The 21057-nt window shown below is 72.3% G+C and carries 19 protein-coding genes; 5 read left to right on the top strand and 14 right to left on the bottom strand.

Annotation, left to right across the window (positions count from 1 at the left end; translation table 11 throughout):
* Positions 1-37: 37 nt before the first annotated feature.
* Positions 38-211, bottom strand: coding sequence for a CsbD family protein (locus ACFY2L_RS35640; protein ID WP_390659096.1), 174 nt, complete (start codon positions 209-211; stop codon positions 38-40).
* Positions 212-272: 61 nt separating this feature from the next.
* Positions 273-1073, bottom strand: a complete 801-nt coding sequence (locus ACFY2L_RS35635; RefSeq protein WP_390659097.1) for a trans-aconitate 2-methyltransferase — start codon at positions 1071-1073, stop codon at positions 273-275.
* 88 nt (positions 1074-1161) lie between these two features.
* Between ACFY2L_RS35635 and ACFY2L_RS35630 the strand changes: the two genes are divergently transcribed.
* Positions 1162-1659, top strand: a complete 498-nt coding sequence (locus tag ACFY2L_RS35630) for a MarR family winged helix-turn-helix transcriptional regulator (protein ID WP_057600602.1) — start codon at positions 1162-1164, stop codon at positions 1657-1659.
* On the opposite strand, the gene ACFY2L_RS35625 is transcribed toward ACFY2L_RS35630, so the two are convergent.
* Positions 1618-2421: a LuxR C-terminal-related transcriptional regulator gene (locus ACFY2L_RS35625; RefSeq protein ID WP_390824419.1), complete on the bottom strand. Its 804-nt coding sequence runs from the start codon at positions 2419-2421 to the stop codon at positions 1618-1620. The genes ACFY2L_RS35630 and ACFY2L_RS35625 overlap by 42 nt on opposite strands.
* Before the next feature lie 269 nt (positions 2422-2690).
* On the opposite strand from ACFY2L_RS35625, the gene ACFY2L_RS35620 reads away from it, so the two are divergent.
* Positions 2691-3146 carry a GNAT family N-acetyltransferase gene (locus ACFY2L_RS35620; protein WP_390659487.1) on the top strand — a complete coding sequence of 152 codons (456 nt, stop codon included), beginning with the start codon at positions 2691-2693 and terminating at the stop codon, positions 3144-3146.
* A gap of 52 nt (positions 3147-3198) precedes the next feature.
* Here ACFY2L_RS35620 and galK read toward each other — a convergent pair whose 3' ends face one another.
* From galK to galT, 3 genes are read right to left on the bottom strand one after another with little or no spacing between them, the layout of a single operon-like run.
* Positions 3199-4353 carry a galactokinase gene (gene galK / locus ACFY2L_RS35615; protein WP_390824418.1) on the bottom strand — a complete coding sequence of 385 codons (1155 nt, stop codon included), beginning with the start codon at positions 4351-4353 and terminating at the stop codon, positions 3199-3201.
* Complete coding sequence (gene galE, locus ACFY2L_RS35610; RefSeq protein WP_390659100.1) at positions 4353-5321, bottom strand: UDP-glucose 4-epimerase GalE; 969 nt, start codon at positions 5319-5321, stop codon at positions 4353-4355. Before galE ends, galK begins: the two co-directional genes overlap by 1 nt.
* Positions 5318-6379: a galactose-1-phosphate uridylyltransferase gene (gene galT, locus ACFY2L_RS35605; protein ID WP_390659101.1), complete on the bottom strand. Its 1062-nt coding sequence runs from the start codon at positions 6377-6379 to the stop codon at positions 5318-5320. The genes galE and galT overlap by 4 nt, the downstream gene beginning before the upstream one ends.
* A 118-nt stretch (positions 6380-6497) precedes the next feature.
* Here galT and ACFY2L_RS35600 point away from each other — a divergent pair, with 118 nt between their 5' ends.
* Together ACFY2L_RS35600 and ACFY2L_RS35595 are read left to right on the top strand one after the other, a co-directional pair.
* A complete protein-coding gene (locus ACFY2L_RS35600; RefSeq protein ID WP_390659102.1) occupies positions 6498-8186 on the top strand; it encodes a sodium:solute symporter family protein in 1689 nt (562 codons plus the stop codon).
* A 43-nt stretch (positions 8187-8229) separates the two neighbouring features.
* Positions 8230-8601 carry a hypothetical protein gene (locus tag ACFY2L_RS35595; protein ID WP_390824417.1) on the top strand — a complete coding sequence of 124 codons (372 nt, stop codon included), beginning with the start codon at positions 8230-8232 and terminating at the stop codon, positions 8599-8601.
* Positions 8602-8660: 59 nt separating this feature from the next.
* Here the strand turns inward: ACFY2L_RS35595 and ACFY2L_RS35590 are convergent, their stop codons facing one another.
* The 4 genes from ACFY2L_RS35590 to ACFY2L_RS35575 form a co-directional block, all read right to left on the bottom strand.
* Positions 8661-9368, bottom strand: a complete 708-nt coding sequence (locus tag ACFY2L_RS35590; protein WP_390659104.1) for a LuxR C-terminal-related transcriptional regulator — start codon at positions 9366-9368, stop codon at positions 8661-8663.
* A gap of 254 nt (positions 9369-9622) precedes the next feature.
* Entirely contained in the window at positions 9623-11677 is a 2055-nt protein-coding gene (locus tag ACFY2L_RS35585; RefSeq protein ID WP_390824459.1) for a PQQ-binding-like beta-propeller repeat protein, read from the bottom strand.
* A 616-nt stretch (positions 11678-12293) separates the two neighbouring features.
* Positions 12294-14048: a PQQ-binding-like beta-propeller repeat protein gene (locus ACFY2L_RS35580; RefSeq protein ID WP_390659105.1), complete on the bottom strand. Its 1755-nt coding sequence runs from the start codon at positions 14046-14048 to the stop codon at positions 12294-12296.
* Between the two features lie 180 nt (positions 14049-14228).
* Entirely contained in the window at positions 14229-16034 is a 1806-nt protein-coding gene (locus tag ACFY2L_RS35575) for an ABC-F family ATP-binding cassette domain-containing protein (RefSeq protein WP_390824416.1), read from the bottom strand.
* Positions 16035-16179: 145 nt separating this feature from the next.
* On the opposite strand from ACFY2L_RS35575, the gene ACFY2L_RS35570 reads away from it, so the two are divergent.
* On the top strand, positions 16180-16782 hold the full coding sequence (locus ACFY2L_RS35570; RefSeq protein ID WP_390824415.1) for a Uma2 family endonuclease: 603 nt from the start codon (positions 16180-16182) through the stop codon (positions 16780-16782).
* A gap of 13 nt (positions 16783-16795) precedes the next feature.
* Here the strand turns inward: ACFY2L_RS35570 and ACFY2L_RS35565 are convergent, their stop codons facing one another.
* From ACFY2L_RS35565 to ACFY2L_RS35550, 4 genes are all read right to left on the bottom strand, one after another.
* Complete coding sequence (locus ACFY2L_RS35565) at positions 16796-17689, bottom strand: 4-(cytidine 5'-diphospho)-2-C-methyl-D-erythritol kinase (protein ID WP_390824414.1); 894 nt, start codon at positions 17687-17689, stop codon at positions 16796-16798.
* Positions 17686-18555 (bottom strand): 16S rRNA (adenine(1518)-N(6)/adenine(1519)-N(6))-dimethyltransferase RsmA, encoded by an 870-nt coding sequence (gene rsmA / locus ACFY2L_RS35560; protein ID WP_390659109.1) that lies wholly within the window; start codon positions 18553-18555, stop codon positions 17686-17688. Before rsmA ends, ACFY2L_RS35565 begins: the two co-directional genes overlap by 4 nt.
* Positions 18556-18607: 52 nt before the next feature.
* Positions 18608-20023, bottom strand: a complete 1416-nt coding sequence (locus tag ACFY2L_RS35555; RefSeq protein WP_390824413.1) for a ubiquitin-like domain-containing protein — start codon at positions 20021-20023, stop codon at positions 18608-18610.
* A 102-nt stretch (positions 20024-20125) separates the two neighbouring features.
* Positions 20126-21025 (bottom strand): TatD family hydrolase, encoded by a 900-nt coding sequence (locus ACFY2L_RS35550; RefSeq protein WP_390659111.1) that lies wholly within the window; start codon positions 21023-21025, stop codon positions 20126-20128.
* Positions 21026-21057: the final 32 nt, after the last annotated feature.

Below are 21057 nucleotides of genomic sequence, written 5' to 3'. Positions count from 1 at the left end.
CCCAGCCGGTGGGCGGGGCCCTCGGGTGCCGGGCTCGTCAGTGCTTGAAGACGTCCTTCATCTTCTCCTTGGCCTGGCGTGCGTCGCCCTTGGACTGCCCGCCGCGGCCCTTGGACTCCATCCGGGCGTCGCCGGTGGCGCGGCCCAGGACTTCCTTGACCTTGCCCTTGATCTGTTCCTTCTTGGCCTTGCCCTTCTGTTCCTTCGCCACTCTGGATCACTCCCGGCCCCGTACGACTGTGTTGTCACCCGGGTGACCCTGTGCGGCCTGCTCAAACACCGCGTTTCACGGCCACGGCGAACAGCCGGCGGAACGGCAGGACCGTGCCGTAGGCGTGGCTCGGGTAGGCCTCGCGGAGCAGGTCGCGGTACTCGGTGACGAAGGCGTCGCGGGCCTCGGGGTCGTCGGCGAGGGCGTCGAGGGCGGGGCGCAGGCCGGTGCCCTTGACCCAGTCGAGGACGGGGTCCTCGCCCTGGAGGACGTGGTGGTACGTGGTGGTCCAGACGTCGGTGGCGCAGCCGAGGCGGGCGAGGAGGTCGAGGTAGACGCCGGGGGCGTGCACGGAGTCCTCGTGGCGCAGGACCTCGCCGAGGCGGGGTTTCCAGCGGGGTGTGCCGGCGAGTGCGCGCATGAGGGCGTGCAGGGGGGCGTCGGTGTTGTGGGGGACCTGGAAGGCGAGGGTGCCGCCGGGGGCGAGGCCGTCGAGCCAGGCGGGGAGGGCGTCGAGGTGGCCGGGGACCCAGTGGAGGGCGGCGTTGGAGATGAGGAGGCCGTAGGTCTCCTCGGGTGTCCAGGTGGTCAGGTCGGCGTAGGCGAAGTCGAGGTGTGCGCCGGCGTGCGCCTGGGCGTCGGCGAGCATGCGGGGGGAGTTGTCGTAGCCGGTGATGCGGGCGGTGGGCCAGCGGTCGGCGAGGGCGGCGGTGACGTTGCCGGGGCCGCAGCCGAGGTCGGCGATGCGGGGCGGGTCGCCGGGCAGGTCGGGGACGCGGGCGAGGAGGTCGGCGAAGGGGCGGGCGCGGTGGCCGGCGTGCCGCAGGTACTGGGCGGGGTCCCAGGAGGGGTTGGTGGTCATAAGCGTCACCTTCCCCAGGATTTATCTCGACGTCAAGAGACTCGACATCAAGAGACTTCACGTCGACACAACCACTACACTGATCGCCATGGAGGACGAGGTCGATCGGCTGGTCGCAGCGTGGCGCCGGGAGCGCCCGGACCTCGACGTGGAGCCGCTGGAAGTGCTGAGCCGGGTGAGCAGACTGGCCCGGCACCTGGACCGGGCGCGCCGGCTGGCGTTCTCCGAGCACCAGCTGGAGCCCTGGGAGTTCGACGTCCTGACGGCGCTCCGGCGCGCGGGTGCCCCGTACCAGCTCTCGCCGGGGCAGTTGCTGACGCAGACGCTGGTGACCTCGGGCACGATGACGAACCGTATCGACCGGCTCGCGAAGAAGGGCCTGGTGGAGCGGCTGCCGGACCCGAGCGACCGGCGCGGTGTGCTCGTCCGTCTCACGGACGACGGCAAGGACCGGGCCGACCAGGCGCTCGCCGGGCTGCTCGACCAGGAGCGGGCGATCCTGGCCGAACTCTCGCACGCCCAGCGCGGTGAACTGGCGGGCCTGCTACGCCAGCTGACCGCCCCGTTCGACAACATCCCCGGCTAGGTCGGCGGGGCCGACCCCGGCACGGCGGGCGAGGGCGACCGCGGCGAGCGTCGAGTGGACGCCCAGCTTGCCCAGGACGTTCTGCATATGGGTGCGGACGGTGTGCGGGGAGAGGAAGAGGCGCTCGGCGACGGCCTTGCGCCCCAGCCCCGCGACCATGCACCGGAGCACCTCCCGCTCCCTCGGGGTGAGGGACTCGACCAGCCGCTCGCTCTCGGTGCGGTGCTTGCGGGCGGCCGTCAGCTCCCGCAGCACACCGGTGAGCAGGGCGGGAGGCAGATGGGTCTCCTCGCGCAGCACCCCGCGGATGACGCTCAGCAGCCGGGAGAGCGAGCAGTCCTTCGCCACCCAGCCGGACGCACCGGCCTGCAGGGCGAGGGCCGCGCGGCGCGGGTCGTCCTTCTCGGCGAGGACCACGACCCGGACCTGGGGCTGCGCGGCGCGCACCCCGGTGACCAGCGAGATCCCGTCGACGAGCCCGTCCTCCCCCACCTCCTGCACGGGCACGGCGGGCCGTATGCCCGTCGGCGCACCGCCCGGAGCACCGGTCGGCCCGCCTCCCAGGCCGGCGCCCAGGTCGGCGTCGACGAGCAGCACGTCGTAGCGGCGCCCCTCGGCAACCGCGCGCTCCAGGCTGCGCAGCGCCGCCGGGCCGCTGCCGGCCGCGGAGACGTCGACGTCGGGCTCGGCGGCGAGCGCCGCGGCGAGCGACTCGGCGAAGATGCGGTGGTCGTCGACGACCAGGACTCGGATGCGAACCACGAAACCCCCTTCCCCAAGCTCCTTGCCGGAGCCGGGGATACCCCAAGGTCCGAAGACGGAGAACGACGACCGGCGCGGGTACGACACCCGGAGGGGATGCGGCTACCGCACGGCCGCCGCCGTGCAGAGACTGCTACCCCCACTTCGGGTGCCGTACCCGACTGTCTCGCCCCCTGATCAGCACCGGCCCCCACCGGTGCTGTTCATCAGGGTAGGGCTGTGGGCGGACAGCGGAAGGAAAAACGCAGAACTGGTTGGCCAGGGCGTTTATGGTGTGCCGCATGTTTCGTCTTGAGACAGAAGTCGACAGGACTCGGCGCGATCTTCTCCGTTCGCGGCTCCGCGACACCAACACGGCGGCGTCCCCGGTCCTTCGGGCCCTGCGCGGCACGCCCGCCGAACGCGAGACCCCGCTGCACGTGTGGGCTTCGGACGCCGCCGGCGACCTGGCCGGGGGCCTGGTCGGCCACACCTGGACGACCTGGCTGCACGTCGCCTACCTCTGGGTGGACGAACGCCACCGCGGCACGGGCCTGGGCACCCGCCTCCTCGCCGAGGCGGAACGCGTCGCCTGCGAGGAACGCGGCTGTCTCCGCGTACGCCTGGAGACCTGGGACTTCCAGGCCCCGGACTTCTACCGGCGGCTGGGATACGAGGTGGTGTGCGTGATCGAGGACTACCCACCGGGGATCACGGAGTACACGCTGACGAAAAGACTGGGGTGAGGCGGGGAGCCCCTGGGAGACCCCGCCCCACCCCGGATCCGCGGAGCACCGCTCAGCCGAGCCGGCGGGCTCCCGCCGACGGCACCGCCTCGAAGACGCGGGGGGCCGGGTGGCCCGCCGCGGCGAAGGCCTCCTCGATGGCCTTGGTGAGGGTGTCGACGTCGGTGGCGTCGGCGAGGACGATCGCCGAGCCGCCGAAACCGCCGCCGGTCATGCGGGCGCCGAGGGCGCCGGCGGCGACGGCGGTGTCGACGACGAGGTCCAGTTCGGGGCAGGAGACCCGGAAGTCGTCGCGCAGCGAGGCGTGGCCCTCGGTGAGGACCGGGCCGATGGCGCGGGTGTCGCCGGACTCCAGCAGGCGCACCGTTCGTTCGACGCGCTCGTCCTCCGTCACGACGTGCCGGACGAGCCGGCGGACCTCCTCCTCGTCGCCGAGCCGGGCCAGGGCCGCGTCCAGGCCGGCGTACGGGACGTCCCGCAGGGCGTCGACGCCCAGCAGGGCCGCGCCCTTCTCGCAGCCGGCGCGGCGCTTGCCGTACTCGCCGTTGCTGTGGGCGTGCTTGACCTGGGTGTCCACCACCAGCAGACGCATGCCCTCGGCGGCCAGGTCCAGGGGGATCTGCTTCTGGGAGAGGTCGCGGGTGTCCAGGAACAGGGCGTGGCCGCTCTCGCAGCAGGCGGACGCGGTCTGGTCCATGATGCCGGTGGGGGCGCCGACGTAGACGTTCTCGGCGCGCTGGCACAGGCGGGCCAGCTGCCAGCGCTGCAGGCCGAGGTCGTACAGGTCGTTCAGCGCGAGTGCGACGACGACCTCCAGGGCCGCCGACGAGGACAGGCCCGCGCCGGTCGGGACGGTCGAGGTCAGATGGATGTCCGCGCCGGTGACCGGGTGGCCGGCCTCGCGCAGCGCCCAGACGACACCGGCCGGGTACGCCGTCCAGTCGTCGTCCGACTCGGGGGCGAGGTCGTCCAGGCGGAGCTCGGCCACGCCGCCCTCGATGTCGGAGGAGTGCAGGCGCAGGACGCCGTCCGCGCGCCGGGAGACCGCCGCGAGCGCCTGGTGCGGCAGCGCGAAGGGCATCACGAAGCCGTCGTTGTAGTCGGTGTGCTCGCCGATGAGGTTGACGCGCCCGGGCGCCGCCCAGACGCCTTCGGGCTCCGCGCCGTACAGCTCGACGAAGGCCTCGCGCACTTCCTGTGCCCCCACTACTGCTCCCTTGCGATGTGCTGCGCGAACTCCCAGGCGTCCGCGACGATTCCCGCGAGGTCCGCGCGGGACGGGTTCCAGCCCAGCCGTTCGCGGGCGGTGTCCGCCGAGGCTACGAGGACGGCCGGGTCGCCGCCGCGGCGGGGGGCCACGACCTCGGGGATGGGGTGGCCGGTGACCTCGCGGACGGTCTCGATGACCTCGCGGACGGAGAAGCCGTTGCCGTTCCCGAGGTTGCAGACGAGGTGTTCGCCGGGCTCGGCGGCCTTCAGGGCGAGCAGGTGGGCCTCGGCGAGGTCGGCGACGTGGATGTAGTCGCGGACGCAGGTGCCGTCCGGGGTCGGGTAGTCGTCGCCGTAGACGGAGATGGCCTCGCGGCGGCCCTGGGCGACCTGGAGGACGAGCGGGATGAGGTGGGACTCGGGGTCGTGGCGCTCGCCCTGCCGGCCGTAGGCGCCGGCGACGTTGAAGTAGCGGAGGGAGACCGCGCCCAGGCCGTGGGCGGCCGCCTCACCGGTGATCATGTGGTCGACGGCGAGCTTGGTGGCGCCGTAGGGGTTGGTCGGCCTGGTCGGGGCGGTCTCGACGATCGGGACCTGCTCCGGCTCGCCGTAGGTGGCGGCGGTGGAGGAGAAGACGAGCCTGCGCACGCCGGCCTCGCGCATGGCGGCGAGGAGGGCCATGGTGCCGCCGACGTTGTTGTCCCAGTACTTCTCGGGCTTCACGACGGACTCGCCGACCTGCGAGGACGCGGCGAAGTGGAGGACGGCGTCGAAGGAGGCGTCGAGCCACTTGGCGGCGTCGCGGATGTCGCCCTCGATGAAGGCGGCGCCCGCCGGGACGCCCTCGCGGAAGCCGGTGGTCAGGTTGTCGAGGACGACGACCTCGTGGCCCGCCTCCAGCAGATGCTGGGCGACGACGCTGCCGACGTAACCGGCGCCTCCGGTGACCAGGTACTTCCCGCTCATGAACTCGCTACCTCTCGCAGTCGCTCGGCCGCGCGCTCCGGCGGCACGTCGTTGATGAAGACGTTCATGCCTGATTCGGAGCCCGCGAGGAACTTCAGCTTGCCGGACGTCCGGCGGATGGTGAAAAGCTCGAGGTGGAGTGCGAAGTCGTCGCGGTTGACGCCGTCGAACTCCTCCAGCCCGCCGAACGGGGCCTGGTGCCAGGCGGCGATGTAGGGCGTGGGCGGTTCACCTTCACCGAAGATACGGTCGAAGCGCCTCAAGAGTTCCAGGTAGACCTTGGGGAACTCTGTGCGCGCGTCCTCGTCGAGCCCGAGCAGGTCGGGGACGCGGCGCTTCGGGTACAGGTGCACCTCGTACGGCCAGTGCGCCGCGTAGGGCACGAAGGCGAGCCAGTGTTCACTCTCCAGGACGATCCGGTCGTCGGCGAGTTCACGCTCCAGGAGGGCGTCGAAGAGGTTCCCCCCGCCGGTCGCCTCCTTGTGCGAGGCGACTGAACGCAGCATCAGGGCGGTGCGCGGGGTGGTGAACGGGTAGGCGTAGATCTGCCCGTGCGGGTGACCCAGGGTCACACCGATCTCGGCGCCGCGGTTCTCGAAGCAGAACACCTGTTCAACGGAGGGCAGATGCGACAGTTCGGACGTCCGGTCCGTCCACGCGTCCAGGACGAGTCGCGCCTGTTCCTCGGTCAGATCGGCGAAGGACGCCTCGTGGTCGGAGGTGAAGCAGACCACCTCGCAGCGCCCGGAGTCGCCGGCCAGGGAGGGGAAACGATTCTCGAAGACGACGACGTCGTACGACGAGTCCGGGATCTCGCTGAGCCGCTCGCCCTGGGAGGGGCACAGGGGGCACTCGTCGGCCGGCGGATGGTAGGTGCGCCCCTGCCGGTGCGAGGCGATCGCGACAGAGTCGCCCAGCAGCGGGTCCCGGCGCACCTCCGACGTGGTGACCGTGGGGTCCAGCGGGCGCCGGTCCACCGCGTCACGCACCGAGTCGTCCCGCTGGTCGTAATAGATCAGCTCACGACCGTCGGCCAGCCGGGTCGAGGTCTTCTTCACCGCGACACTCCATTGCCAAGTAAGACTTCAAACAGAACCGAACACATAGAAACATAAACACGCTCAGGAAGTAACCCCCCACAACCAAACAAAGACCACCAGACAAGGTGAGCTCCGGATGCAGACCCCCACAGACTCCATGCGCCTGGCGGCCGAGCTGCGACTCCCCACGAACGCACTCGACTACACGATCCTCGCCATCTACTTCGTCGTCGTCCTGGGCATCGGCTTCGCCGCGCGCAGATCGGTGAAGACCAGCCTCGACTTCTTCCTCTCCGGGCGCTCACTGCCCGCCTGGATCACCGGCCTCGCCTTCATCTCGGCCAACCTGGCCGCCACCGAGATCCTGGGCATGGCGGCGAACAGCGCGCAGTACGGCGCGTACACCGTGCACTGGTACTGGATCGGCGCCATCCCGGCGATGGTGTTCCTGGGCCTGGTGATGATGCCGTTCTACTACGGCAGCAAGGTCCGCTCCGTGCCCGAGTTCCTGCTCCTGCGCTTCGACAAGGGGGCGCACCTGCTGAGCTCGCTCCTCTTCGCCTTCGCGGCGATCCTGATCGCGGGCGTCAACCTGTACGCGCTGGCGATCGTCGTCGAGGCCCTGCTGGGCTGGCCGCAGTGGGTGGCGATCGTGGTCGCCGGGTTCTTCGTCCTGGCGTACATCACCCTGGGCGGCCTGTCCTCGGCGATCTACAACGAGGTGCTCCAGTTCTTCGTGATCCTGGCGGCCCTCATCCCGATCGTGGTGCTGAGCCTGAAGAAGGTCGGCGGCTGGGACGGCCTGTCGGACAAGCTGACCGCGACCCACGGCGACAACTTCGTCAGCGCCTGGGGCGGCACGGGCATCGGCAGCGCCAACCCGCTGGGCGCGAACTGGCTGACGATCGTGCTGGGCCTCGGCTTCGTCCTCTCCTTCGGCTACTGGACGACGAACTTCGCGGAGGTGCAGCGCGCCCTGTCGGCGAGGAACCTCTCGGCGGCCCAGCGCACCCCGCTGATCGCCGCGTACCCCAAGATCTTCATCGTGTTCCTGGTGATGATCCCGGGCCTGGTCGCCGCGGCCGTGGTCCCCGGATTCGGCACCGAGAAGTCGGGCTACCAGTACAACGACGCCATCCCGTACCTGATGGAGAACCTGCTGCCCAACGGCGTACTGGGCATCGCCGTCACCGGCCTCCTCGCGGCCTTCATGGCGGGCATGGCGGCCAACATCTCGTCCTTCAACACGGTGTTCACCAACGACATCTGGGGCAGGTACGTGGAGCGGGGCCGCGAAGACGCGTACTACGTCCGCTTCGGCCGGCTGATCACGGCGATCGGCGTCGTCGCCTCGATCGGCACGGCGTTCCTGGCGTCGTCGTTCTCGAACATCATGAGCTACCTCCAGACGCTGTTCAGCTTCTTCAACGTCCCGATGTTCGTGGTCTTCATCGTCGGCATGTTCTGGAAGCGGGCGTCGAAGAAGTCGGGCTTCTGGGGCCTGCTGGCCGGCACCACGGCGGCGATGATCAACTACTTCGTCCTCTACAAGCAGGACGTCATCGGCATCCCCACCGACCAGGGCGCCAACTTCGTCTCGGCGATCGCGGGCTTCGTGGCGGGCGCGGTGGTGATGGTGGCGGTCTCCCTGTTCACCGCCCCGAAGCCGGCCGAGGAACTCCAGGGCCTGGTCTACGGCACCACCTCCCCCGGCATGGCGGAGCCGCCGGCGAAGGGCGACGACGCCTGGTACCGCAAGCCGGCGCTGCTGGGCTGGGGAGCCGTGATCCTGGCCGCCGCCTGCTACATCCCGTTCTCGTTCTGAGCCCGGGCGCGCGTCACGCGTACCGAGGGAGGATGGAAAGACCATGTCCGAGCAATTCGAACCCGAACAGCGCGCGGAGGCGGCCGAGCGGCTGCGACGCGCCGGGTACAGCGAGGCCGACGTCCAGCGCGAGGTCACCGAGCTGGAGGAGAAGTCCGCGACCGCGGCCCGCATCTTCGACCTGCGCCGCATCATCGGCGGCCTGTTCGTGCTGTACGGCGTCATCGTCACGATCACCGGCCTGACCGACAGCGACGCGGAGATCGACAAGGCCCAGGGGATCAACATCAACCTCTGGACGGGCCTGGGGATGCTGGCCCTGGGCATCTTCTTCCTGGTGTGGCTGTGGCTGAGGCCGGCGGCCCCGCCGGCACCCCCGCTGCCGGTGCCGGAGGACCACGTCTCCCCCGAATAGAACGGGCCGGGGCCGGAAACGGCCCCGCCCGCCCGTGCGCCTCGGGCGGCCCGGTCGCCCTACGCCTCCGTCCCGGCCCCCGTGGGCCGGGACATGTGCGGGAGGGGGCCCGCGCGGTCCAGGAGACCCGTCCGGGCCGCCAGGGCCGCGGCCTCCAGGCGGGAGCCGACGCCCAGCTTCATCAGGACGCGCTGGACGTGGGTGCGGGCCGTGGAGGGGGCGATGCCCATGCCGGCGGCGATGAGCCGGGTGTCCTCGCCGTCGGCCACGCGGACCAGGACCTCGACCTCGCGCGGGGTCAGCATCTGCAACAGCCGCTGCCCCTCGTCGTCCGGCTGGGCCGCCGGGTTCAGGAGTTCGCCGAACGCTCCTTGCAGCAGCTGGGGGGCCACCGCCGCCTCACCCGCCCTCGCCTTCATGATCGCTCGCTCGACGCCCTCGATGCGCTCGTCGTGGCGTACGTAACCGGAGGCACCCGCGGCGAAGGCGGCGGCGATGCCCCGGGGGCTCGGGACCGGGCCCAGCACCAGGACCGCCACCTGCGGACGCTCCCGCTTGATGCGGACCACCGGGTCGAACATGCCGGGCTCGGCCGGGGCCGCCGTCCCCAGCAGGCACACCTCGGGCGCCCGGGTGATCACCAGCTCGGCCGCGCCGGCGGCGGGGGCCGCGGCCGCGAGCACCCGGTGCCCCCGCAGTTTCAGCGCCGAGGCCAGCGCCTCGGCGAGCAGGCGGTGGTCGTCGACCACCATCAGCCGCACTCCCATCGAGCAACCCCCCAGTCCCCCCACGGAACCCAACAGACCTGGCACAACAGACAAAAGGTGCCCCCCGGCACCCCGTCCCTCATGCCCCCGGAAGCTACACGCTTGTTCGACGTTGCGCTCCCCCTACTGGCGAGAAGTGCCCGGATCGCCGAAATTCCTCGCATTCGAGGGTGATGAGCGGTAAGTGCACGGCCCCACCCCTGAGCAGGGGCGGGGCCGTTCGTCCGTACGACGGGACGGGGCGCGGTGCGCGGTCAGCCGGCGGTGCCGAAGGCGACCGCCAGGTACGCCGTCTCACCGGCGCTGGTCTCGTCGGCGTAGGTGTCCGCCAGGTAGAGCCGGCCCTCGGAGTAGAGGATCTCCGAGTACTCGGCGGACATGCTGCTCTCCATCTCCCGCGCCTCCTCCGAGTCCGAGATCTCCAGCAGCGTGGTCTGCTTGAACGAGGTGCCGTCGATGCTGACGACCTGTCCGCCCTTGTCGTACGGCGGCTCCTTGTACGCGATCACGTTGCCGCCGTCCATCCGCAGCGGATAGAGGGTGTGTTCGGCCCCGGAGTCGGCGCGCTGGCCGGTCTGCTTGCCCGTGCCGAGGTCGAAGGCGACGATCTCGTTGACGTTGCCGCCGTCGGTGTCGTCGTGCTCCTCGGTCGCGATGTAGAGGCGGTCGTTGCCGACGGCCAGGCCCCGGCACGCCTCGGGCAGGTCGATGCTGTCGCACTCGGCCGCGTACGCGTCGCCCGGTGCCGAGATACGGGTGCGCAGCTCGCCGGTCTTGTTGTCGATGGAGAAGAAGTCCGAGATGCCGCTGCCGTCACCGGCGCTGTCCCCGACGTCGGCGGCCACGACCAGCGGGTCCGTCGAGACCACGCCCGCGTACTCGATGTCGGTGGCCATCTTGTACTCGGACAGCACCTTCCCGGAGGCCGGGTCGATGGTCTGGATGTGCAGCTGCGGCGCGTCGTAGGAACCGCACTTGCGCACCGCGACCAGCTTGGCGCCGCCGCCGTAACCGGCGTCGTAGCAGGTGTCGGACGTCTTGGGCGCCCAGAGCTGCTTGCCGGTGGCGATGTCGAAGGCGGCGCCGCCGTCGGTGCTGCCGACCGCGACCGTGTTCGCGCTGACGGTGACGTTGTCGAAGTCGATCAGGTCGTCACCGGAGTTGACGGTCTTCGTCCACAGCTGCCGGCCCGCGTTCAGGTCGATGGCCGCGACCTGGGAGCAGCCGGCCGTGGAGTCCTTCGGGGGCATCTTCGGCTGGAAGACGATCGCGGTCCGCCCGTCCTCGTTGGTCTGGCGGCTCGCCGCGCAGACCGGGCCGGGCAGCTTGACCGTCCACAGCTCGGTGCCCTTGTCGCGGTCGTAGCCGACGATCTCGGCGACTCCGGTCTTCACGTACGCCTTGTCGGTCAGCCAGGAGCCGTCCACGGCCACGCTGTCGTCCTTGGCGACCGTGGGCATCGGCACCTGGAAGAGGGCCTCGGCGGCGGGGTCGGCGGGCACCTTCTCACTGCCCTTGGCGGTGCCCTGTCCGCCGCCGTCGGTGCCGCCGGAGGCCGTGGGGCCGTCGTTCTTGCCGTCGCCGCCGGAGGACTTCGAGTACCAGACGCCGCCACCGATGATCAGCGCGATGGCCGCGACCGCCGCGACGATGATGACCATCGAGGCGTTCATCCTCCGCCCGCCGGCGGGGGTGGACTGCTGCGGTTGCAGCGGAACGGTGGGGTGGCCCGGGTAGCCCGGCTGCCCCGGATACCCGTAGCCCGGCTGGGCCGGCGCACCGGGCTGACCCGGGTAGCCGTAACCCGGCTGCGCTCCGGGGCCGTATCCGGGCTGCTGACCGTACGCGGGCGGCTGCGGGGCGGCCGCGGGGTAGCCGTACCCCTGAGGCTGCTGCGGAGGCTGCGGGGCCTGGGAAGGCTGGGAAGGCTGGGCATGAGGGGGCTGCGGAGCCCCGGGGGCCTGCGGGTAGCCGTAACCGGGCTGGGGCGGCCCGGCGGGCGGAGACGCCTGCGGGAAGCCGTAGCCCGGCTGGGGCTGGGAGGCCGGGGCCTGACCGGCCGGGGCCACCGGTGCCACCGGTGCCGCCGGGGCCGCCGGGGCCGCCGGGGCGGCCTGGCCCGGATGGGCTGCCTGACCCGCCTGAGCAGGCTGAGCCCCCTGCGCTGCCGGACCCGCCGGACCCGACTGACCCGGCTGAGCCCCCAGCGCTGCCTGACCGGCCTGTGCCGCCGGGGCGGCCTGACCGGCCGGGGCCGCCTGGCCCGCGTGGCCTGCCTGACCGGGCCGACCGGGCTGAGCCCCCTGCATTGCCTGGCCGGCCGGGGCCGGCTGGCTTGCCTGGCCCGCCTGCGCGGCCTGCGCCGCCTGGAAGTTCTGGGCGACCTGGGCCGCGCTGGCCACCTGGTGCGGCATGGGGCCGCCGGGGTTCTTGCTGAGCTGCGGGCCCTCGGGCGGGGCAGGCGGCACCGGCGGCCTGGACTGCGGGGTGCCGAGGCCACCCTGGGGCGGGGTGTCCCGAGGCGGGGTGTCCTGGGGCTGCGCGGCCTGGGGCTGCGCGGCCTGGGGCTGCGCGGCCTGGGGCTGCGCGGCCTGGGGCTGCGCGGCCGGAGGCGGCGTGTCCTCGGGTGCGGAGCCCTCCGGCGGGGTGTCCCGAGGCGGGGTGTCCTGCGGGGCGGAGTCCTGGGGCGCGGAGGCCTGGGGCGCGGAGGCCTGGGGGTGTGGGGGTGGGCCGAAGGTGCCCTGGGGGTGTGGGGGGTGGTCCTGGGGGGTGTCGGGAGGCCCCTGCGGGGGCTGGTGCGGCGGCGGCTGGGTCATGGCGTGGTTTACCTCGGCGGGACGCTCGGGGGACGACGGGACGGAAGGGATGTCGGGGGGATCCGGCCGGGCTCGGACGGCTGCCGCCGGTCCGCCCGGCTCGCCCGGCTCACTTGCCGTAGGCGAGCATCAGCTTCTCCTTCCCGTCGTCCTCGCCGGTCAGCTGGGTGGAGGAGAGGTACAGACGGTCGTCGACCCAGGCGCGGTCGCCGTCGTAGAAACCGTCCTCGATGTCGATCGTGCTCTCGGGCAGCTGCAGCAGTGTCGTGGGGGTGTGGGCGGATCCGCTCGTCGGGATCGACACCACCCGGCCGCCCGCGCCGGACGACGGCTCGACGTAGGCGACGAGCTTGCCGCTCTCGGTCCTCATCGGCACCATCGCCTCGTCGGTGGGCGACTTGACCCGCCACTTCTCCTTGCCGGTGTCCAGGCTGAGCGCGACGATCTCGTTGGCGCCGGTGGTCGCGTCGGTCGGCAGGTAGAGGGTGCCGGTGTCGGTGGCCGTGCCGAGGCAGCCGGTGAGGTCGCTGTCGAAGAGGGCCCAGCCGCACCGGGGGGCGAAGTCCTCGTCGACGGCGACCTGCGAGCGGAAGGAACCGTCGGCCTTGAACGTCGAGATGTTCCAGGTGTTCTTGTCGTCGTTGGTGCTGTAGACGACCAGCGGGTCGAGGGAGTACACCCGCTCGGCCGACCAGCCCTTGTCGAACTTCTGGGTCCACTTGACCTTGCCGGTGGCCGGGTCCAGCTCCTGGAGCTCGTCGTGCTCGTCGGCCTTCAGGGCGGCGCAGGACGACACCATGACGAGCCGGGCGCCGCCCGCGAACGCCGACGGGAAGCACGAGTCGCCGTACTTCTGCTTGTCGTACAGCTTCTTGCCGGTGCGGACGTCGTACGCCACGCCGGACTGCGAGCGGCCCACCATCAGCGTGTCACCGGCGAGGGACAGGCCGATGCTGCTGCCCACGCTGTCGAAGAGCTGGCCGTCCGGGACGTCGACGGTCCAGCCCTTGGCGCCGGTGGCCAGGTCGATCTGCTGGAGCTTGTCGCACTGGGCGCGGTCGCTGACGCCGCTCATGTACGCGACGACGATCTTGTCGTCGGCGGTCTTCTGCTGGGTGACGGCGCAGATCTTCTGCGGGAACGTGATCGGGTCCCAGGCCGGCTTCCCGTCGCCGACGCCGTAGGCGACGACCTCCTTGTACGCCGCCTTCACCGCCGCCTTGGACGTGATCCACATGCCGGGCGCCTCGGCGCCGTCGGCGGGCGCGTCCGGGGCCTCCTTGTACCAGAGCACCTTCGCCTCGCCCGCCTTGCGGCCCGCGTTCAGGTCCTGCGCGTCCGTGCCGCCGTCGCCGCTGCCGTCACCGGGGTTGACCGGGCTGTCGCTCGCGTTCGGCTTGTCGTCGCTGGGCCCGGCGACCGGCTTCTTGCCGCCGTCGTCGCCGCCGGTGACGGCGAACACCGCCCCTCCGACGACCAGCAGCGCGGCGACCGCGGCGCCGACGACCATCGCGGGGCGCCCCTTGAAGGGGTTGCGCGAGCCGGGGCCGGGGGGCGGGGTGCCGGGGGCGCCGGGGTACTGCGGCGGGGCGGGCGGGTAGCCGTAACCCTGCTGCCCGCCGTAGGGGCCGGCGGGCTGTCCGTACGGCCCGGGCTGCGCGGGCTGCCCGTACGCCCCCGGCTGCTGCGGTGGTCCGTACGGTCCCGGCTGCTGGGGCTGTCCGTAGGGTCCCGGTGCGGCCGGAGCGCCGTAGGGTCCGGGCTGCTGCGGATAGCCGTAGCCCGGCTGGGCGGGCGGCTGGGGCGGCATCTGAGGTGCTCCGAAACCACCCTGCTGCGGCGGCTGATCAGGCGGCTGGGCCATCAGCGTCTTCCCCCTTGTCACTGATTTTTGGCCAGCCCTTTGTATCACTCGGCACCGACGGCACAGCGGGCCGGATCCTGCCCTGTTCCCAAGGGAGGACCGGCCCGTGATGGCCTCGTTATGCGCCTTCACGCCCCCTTCACGCGGCGCGCGCGCCGTCCGCCCGTGTGCGCCTGAGGGCTATGCGTCCTCGGCCAGTTCCAGCCACCGCAGTTCCAGCTCCTCGCGCTCGCCCGCCAACGCCCGCAGCTCGGCGTCGAGTTCGCCGACCTTCGCGAAGTCGGTGGCGTTGTCGGCGATCTGGGTGTGCAGCTTGGACTCCCGCTCGGAGATCTTGTCCAACTGCCGTTCGATCCGCTGGAGTTCCTTCTTCGCGGCGCGCTGGTCGGCGGCGCTCCGCTCCGGTGCGGGCTTCGGCGCGGCCGCCGGGGCGGAGGCCGCCGCGGCCTCCTCCATGCGCTGCCTGCGCTCCAGGTACTCGTCGATGCCGCGCGGGAGCATGCGCAGGGTGGCGTCGCCGAGGAGGGCGTAGACCCGGTCGGTGGTGCGCTCGACGAAGAACCGGTCGTGGGAGATGACGATCATCGAGCCGGGCCAGCCGTCGAGGACGTCCTCCAGCTGGGTGAGGGTCTCGATGTCGAGGTCGTTGGTGGGCTCGTCGAGGAAGAGGACGTTGGGCTCGTCCATGAGGAGCCGCAGCAGTTGCAGCCGGCGCCGCTCACCGCCGGACAGGTCCCCCACCGGCGTCCACTGCTTCTCCTTGTTGAAGCCGAACGTCTCGCACAGCTGGCCGGCCGTCATCTCGCGCCCCTTGCCGAGGTCGACGCGCTCGCGCACCCGCTGGACGGCCTCCAGGACCCGCAGGTTCGGGTCGAGTTCGCCGACCTCCTGGGAGAGGTAGGCGAGCTTGACGGTCCTGCCGACGGCGATCCGGCCGCCCGCGGGCTGCGTCTCGCCCTCGGTGCGCGCGGCCTCGGCCATGGCCCGCAGCAGGGAGGTCTTGCCGGCGCCGTTGACGCCGACCAGGCCGATGCGGTCGCCGGGGCCGAGCTGCCAGGTGACGTGCTTGAGCAGCACCTTGGGGCCGGCCTGGACGGTGACGTCCTCGAGGTCGAAGACGGTCTTGCCGAGCCGCGAGGAGGCGAACTTCATCAGCTCGCTGCTGTCCCGGGGCGGCGGCACGTCCGCGATGAGCTCGTTGGCCGCCTCGACGCGGAAGCGCGGCTTGGAGGTGCGCGCGGGAGCGCCGCGCCGCAGCCAGGCCAGCTCCTTGCGGACCAGGTTCTGCCGCTTGGCCTCCTCGGTGGCGGCGATGCGCTCCCGCTCCGCGCGGGCGAAGACGTAGTCGGAGTAGCCGCCCTCGTACTCGTGGACGTCGCCGCGCTGGACGTCCCACATGCGCGTGCAGACCTGGTCGAGGAACCAGCGGTCGTGGGTGACGCAGACGAGCGCGGAACGGCGGACCTGGAGGTGCCGGGCGAGCCAGGCGATGCCCTCGACGTCGAGGTGGTTGGTCGGCTCGTCGAGGACGATCAGGTCCTGCTCGTCGATGAGCAGTTTGGCGAGCGCGATGCGGCGGCGCTCACCGCCGGAGAGCGGCCCGATGACGGTGTCGAGGCCCTGCGGGAAGCCGGGCAGGTCGAGCCCGCCGAAGAGGCCCGTCAGCACGTCCCTGATCTTGGCGTTGCCGGCCCACTCGTGGTCGGCCATGTCCCGGATGACCTCGTGCCGCACGGTCGCGGCCGGGTCGAGCGAGTCGTGCTGGGTGAGGACGCCCAGGCGCAGCCCGCCGGAGTGGGTGACCCGGCCGGAGTCGGCCTCCTCCAGCTTGGCGAGCATGCGGATCAGGGTGGTCTTGCCGTCGCCGTTGCGGCCCACGACCCCGATGCTGTCCCCTTCGGACACGCCGAGCGAGATGCCGTCGAGGAGGGTACGGGTGCCGTACACCTTGCTGACGTTCTCGACATTGACCAGGTTGACGGCCATTTCACTCCTGCGCATGGGGGTCGGTCAGCCTTCTAGCCTAGGGCCTTCCGGGCCAGGGGCGGGGCGCGAGGCGTTCGTCACTCTTCGTGATGACGTGATCGGGAAGGGGCCGCTACCTTGGAGAGCAGGCAGCAGGATCCCGTCCATGGGAGGAACCATGACCGCCGAACCCGCTGAGCAGTCCGGATGGCGGATGCCCCCGCTGGACGGCTACACCGTCGACGATCTGTTGACGCTGCCCGATCTCCCGCCGCACACCGAGCTGATCGACGGGAGCCTGGTCCTGGTGAGTCCGCTGCGTTGGTTCCACTTCACAGCGATCGACCTGCTGGTCAGCGGTCTGCGCCGTACTCTGCCGCCCGACCTGAAGGTCGCACGCGAGATGACCGTGGTGCTCGATCGCCGCAACGGCCCCGAACCAGACATCTCCGTGATCAAAGCCACCGCGTGGAAGGGGCCGGACCAGACGTACTTCGAAGCTCAGGACATCGTACTGGCCGTCGAGGTCATCTCTCCGGAGTCCGAGGCCCGCAACCGGCTCACCAAGACGCACAAGTACGCCGCAGCGGGGATCCGCTCCTACTGGCTGGTCGAGATGGCAGGGCCGCACAGGCACCCGGCGATCGAGGTCTTCGAGTTGTCGCCGGAGACGGGCGCGTACAGGTCGACCGGTACCCACCGCGACCGCATCAAGGTCGACGAGCCCTACTCCATCGACATCGACCTGACCGCCATCGACGAGCTCTGACCGAAGCCGCCCCTCAGAGCACCGTCGCCCCCGCCGCCGGCGCCGTCGCCGCACGGACCGTGCGGCAGGTGCCGGAGGCGCGCAGGGCGTCGGCCACCGCCTCCCCCGCCCCCGGATCACGCACGAGGAAGGCCGTCGTCGGGCCGGAGCCGGAGACCAACGCGGCCAGTGCGCCCGCCCCCCGCCCCGCCGCCAGCGTGTCGGCCAGTTCCGGGAACAGGGAGAGGGCGGCCGGCTGGAGGTCGTTGGAGACCGAGGCCGCGAGCGCGTCGGGGTCACCCGCGGCCAGGGCGTCGAGGAGTGCCTCGGAGGCGACCGGCTCGGGGATGTCCAGGCCCTCGCCGAGGCGGTCGAACTCACGGAACACGGCCGGCGTCGACAGCCCGCGCTCCGCCATCGCGAACACCCAGTGGAAGGTGCCGCCCACCTCCAGCGGGGTCAGCTTCTCGCCGCGCCCGGTGCCGAGGGCCGCCCCGCCGACCAGACTGAACGGGACGTCGCTGCCCAGCTCGGCACAGATGTCGAGGAGTTCACCGCGGGGGGCGTGCGTGCCCCACAGCGCGTCGCAGGCCAGCAGCGCGCCCGCGCCGTCCGCGCTGCCGCCCGCCATGCCGCCGGCGACCGGGATGTCCTTGGCGATGTGGAGGTGGACGCGGGCGTCACGGTCGTACCGCTCGGCGAGGGCGAGCGCCGCGCGGGCGGCCAGGTTGGTGCGGTCCAGGGGGACCTGGGCGGCGTCGGGGCCCGCGCAGGTGACGCGGAGTTCGTCGGCCGGGGTGACGGTGACCTCGTCGTACAGGCCGACCGCGAGGAACACGTTCGCCAGGTCGTGGAAGCCGTCCGCGCGCGCGGCGCCCACCGCGAGCTGGACGTTGACCTTGGCGGGTACGCGCACGGTGACGCTCACGCGGCGGTCTCCTTGTGCTCGGCGATCCGGGCGAACTCCTCGACGGTGAGCGACTCGCCGCGTGCCTGCGGGGACACCCCGGCGGCGACCAGCGCCGCCTCGGCCGCGGCGGCCGACCCGGCCCACCCGGCCAGCGCCGCGCGCAGTGTCTTGCGCCGCTGCGCGAACGCCGCGTCGACGACCCCGAAGACCTCGTGCTTCGACGCCGTGGTCTTGATCGGCTCGGTCCTGCGGGTGAGCGAGACGAGCCCGCTGTCGACGTTCGGGGCCGGCCAGAAGACGTTGCGGCCGATGGCACCGGCCCGCTTGACCTCGGCGTACCAGTTGGCCTTCACGGACGGCACCCCGTACACCTTCGAGCCGGGCGCGGCGGCGAGGCGGTCGGCGACCTCCGCCTGGACCATGACGAGGGTGCGCTCGATGCTCGGGAAGGTGTCGAGCATGTGCAGCAGCACGGGCACGGCCACGTTGTAGGGCAGGTTGGCGACCAGCGCGGTCGGGGCGGGGCCCGGCAGCCCGCTCACGTGCATCGCGTCGGAGTGCACCAGCGCGAAGCGCTCCGCGCGCTCCGGCATGCGCGCCGTGATCGTGGCGGGCAGGGCGGCGGCCAGGACGTCGTCGATCTCGACGGCCGTGACCCGGTCGGCGACCTCCAGGAGCGCGAGCGTGAGGGATCCGAGACCCGGCCCCACCTCGACGACCACGTCGTCGGGGCGCACCTGCGCGGTACGGACGATCCGGCGGACCGTGTTCGCGTCGATCACGAAGTTCTGGCCGCGCTGCTTGGTGGGGCGCACGCCGAGGACCGCCGCGAGTTCACGGATGTCGGCGGGACCCAGGAGGGCGTCGGGGGTGGGGCTGCTCACGGGACAAGGGTACGGGGCGGCGGTCGGCCGTTCGTCCGTACCGGTGTGCCCCTCATCGGTACAGGTGGGCCCCGCAGTGCGGCCAGGGGCTCGCCCCCCGCCGGACGTACAGCTTCTTCGCGCGGTACGTCTGTTCCGCCGCCGGGGCGTCCTGGGGGCGGCCGGTGCCGCCGAGGCTGTGCCAGGTGCGGGTGTCGAACTGGTACAGCCCGCCGTACGTGCCGGAGGAGTCGACCGCGTCGGGGCGGCCGCCGGACTCGCAGGCCGCGAGGCCCTGCCAGTCGAGGCCGTCGGCGCCCCGCACGGACGTCGGCAGCGGCTTGGTGCCGACCTTCACCACCTGCGGACGCGGCGCGCGCACGACCTCGGCCCTGACCCGCCGCGGCTTCTGCCGCACGCCGTTGACGGTGCGCAGGGAGTACGTGACCCGCCGCAGCCCCGGCCGGCCGGCCTGCTCCACGACCTCCGTGCCCCGGAAGAGGAAGGGGTCGTCGGTGCGCCGCACATGGAACGGGACCGGCTCGTCGCGCACCTCCTTGGTGCCGGTGATCCGCAGCACCGTCACCGTCTGCCCGTCGCGCGGGAAGCTGCCGGGCGGCACGGAGGTGGTGTCCTGGCCGCGCAGGGTGATCCCGGCCTCCTCGACCGCCTCGCGCACGGTCGCGGCGTTGGTGCGGATGGTGCGGGCCCGGCCGTCGGCCATGACCGTCACGGAGCGCTCGGTGCGCACCTCCAGGGCGAGCCCCTCCCGGCCGATGCGCCGGGTGCGGGCGAGGGAGAGGTGGGCGCCCTCCGCGCGCACCCCGAACTGTGCGAGCGCCGCCTCCACCGTGCGGGCCGTCGTCCACAGCTGGTGCCGCTGTCCGTCGAGGGTGAGCCGTACGGGACGCCCGTAGTGCACCGCAACCTCGTCGCCGCTGGACAGGGCCGAGCCCGGGGCGGGCGCCACCAGGTCGTGCGGGCCCAGTGCCACGCCCTCCTCGGCCAGCAGTTCGGTCACGTCGTCGGCGAAGGTGTGCAGGGTGCGCTCCTTGCCGTCGACGGTCAGCTCCACCGCCTTGTCCTCGGCGACGAAGGCGGTGGTGCCGCCGGCGAGGAAGGCGACGACGAGGGCCCGCGGCAGCAGGCGGCGCAGCGGGGAGTCGGGGCGCTCGGCGGCCCGTGCCCGGCGCCGGCGCGCGGCCCGCCGGCCCGGTCCCGGGGGCACCGGTGCGCCCTGCCGCGGAAGCAGCGGTGCCGGGAGCTGGAGCGTGGCGGGCGTGGACGGGGGCGGGGTGGGGGGCGGCGGCGGAAGCGGAGGCGGCGGCGGAAGGGGGGCCGGCTCCTCTTCGTACGCGGGCCGGTACGTGTCGTCGTACGCCCCGGGTGCCGCGTACACGCCGTAGGCGAGCGTCTCGGCGCTGTGCAGGTCCACGTACGGTCCACCGCCGCCGTGGGTCTCGTGGTCGAGGTACTGCGCGTTGCTCACGCCGACACGCTCCAGGGGTGGGTCCGGATCGGGCCCCCAGAACCTAGCGGAGCCTTTGTCACTCTCCAAAGCGACGCGGCTACCCAGCGTGTGTTCGGTGCGTCAGTAGCCGAACGCCCGTGCGGTGTTGGCGGCGAGGGCCGTGGCGAGCGTGTCCTCGTCGACGCCCCGTACGGCGGCCATGGCGCGCACGGTGACGGGGACCAGGTACGGCGCGTTGGGCCGACCCCGGTAGGGCGCGGGGGTGAGGAAGGGGGCGTCGGTCTCCACCAGGACCAGCTCCAGCGGGGCGACGGCGAGGGCGTCGCGCAGGTGCTGGGCGTTCTTGAAGGTGACGTTGCCGGCGAAGGACATGAAGTACCCGGCGCGGGCGCAGATCTCCGCCATCCCGGCGTCGCCGGAGTAGCAGTGGAAGACGGTGCGCTCGGGGGCGCCCTCCTCCTTCAGGACGCGCAGGACGTCCGCGTGGGCGTCGCGGTCGTGGATGACCAGCGCCTTGCCGTGCCGCTTGGCGATCTCGATATGGGCGCGGAAGGAACGCTCCTGCGCCTCCTTGCCCTCGGGGCCGGTGCGGAAGTAGTCGAGGCCGGTCTCGCCGACGCCCCTGACCTGCGCGAGCGCCGCGAGCCGGTCGATCTCGGCGAGCGCCTCGTCGAGCGCCGCCGCTCCCCCCGGCTCGCGTGCGCCCTGCCGGGACCAGCCGTCGGGGTCGCCGTGCACGATCCGCGGGGCCTCGTTGGGGTGCAGGGCGACCGCCGCGTGGACGTTCTCGTACGCGGCGGCCGTCTCGGCGGCCCACTGCGAGCCCTTGATGTCGCAGCCCACCTGCACGACCGTCGTCACCCCGACCGACGCGGCCTTCGCGAGGCCCTCCTCCACGGTGCCGGACTGCATGTCGAGGTGGGTGTGGGAGTCGGCGACCGGCACCCGCAGGGGGGCAGGCAGGGGCGGCGCGGCGTTCTTGTCCTGCCGGCCGGGCCGGGCGGAGCTGTGGGAAGGCATGCTCCGATCCTACGAAAGGAGCGCACTCCGCC

The organism is Streptomyces sp. NPDC001381 (assembly GCF_042895685.1).
Classification (GTDB): Bacteria; Actinomycetota; Actinomycetes; order Streptomycetales; family Streptomycetaceae; genus Streptomyces.
This window is presented reverse-complemented; position numbering and strand designations above follow the sequence as displayed.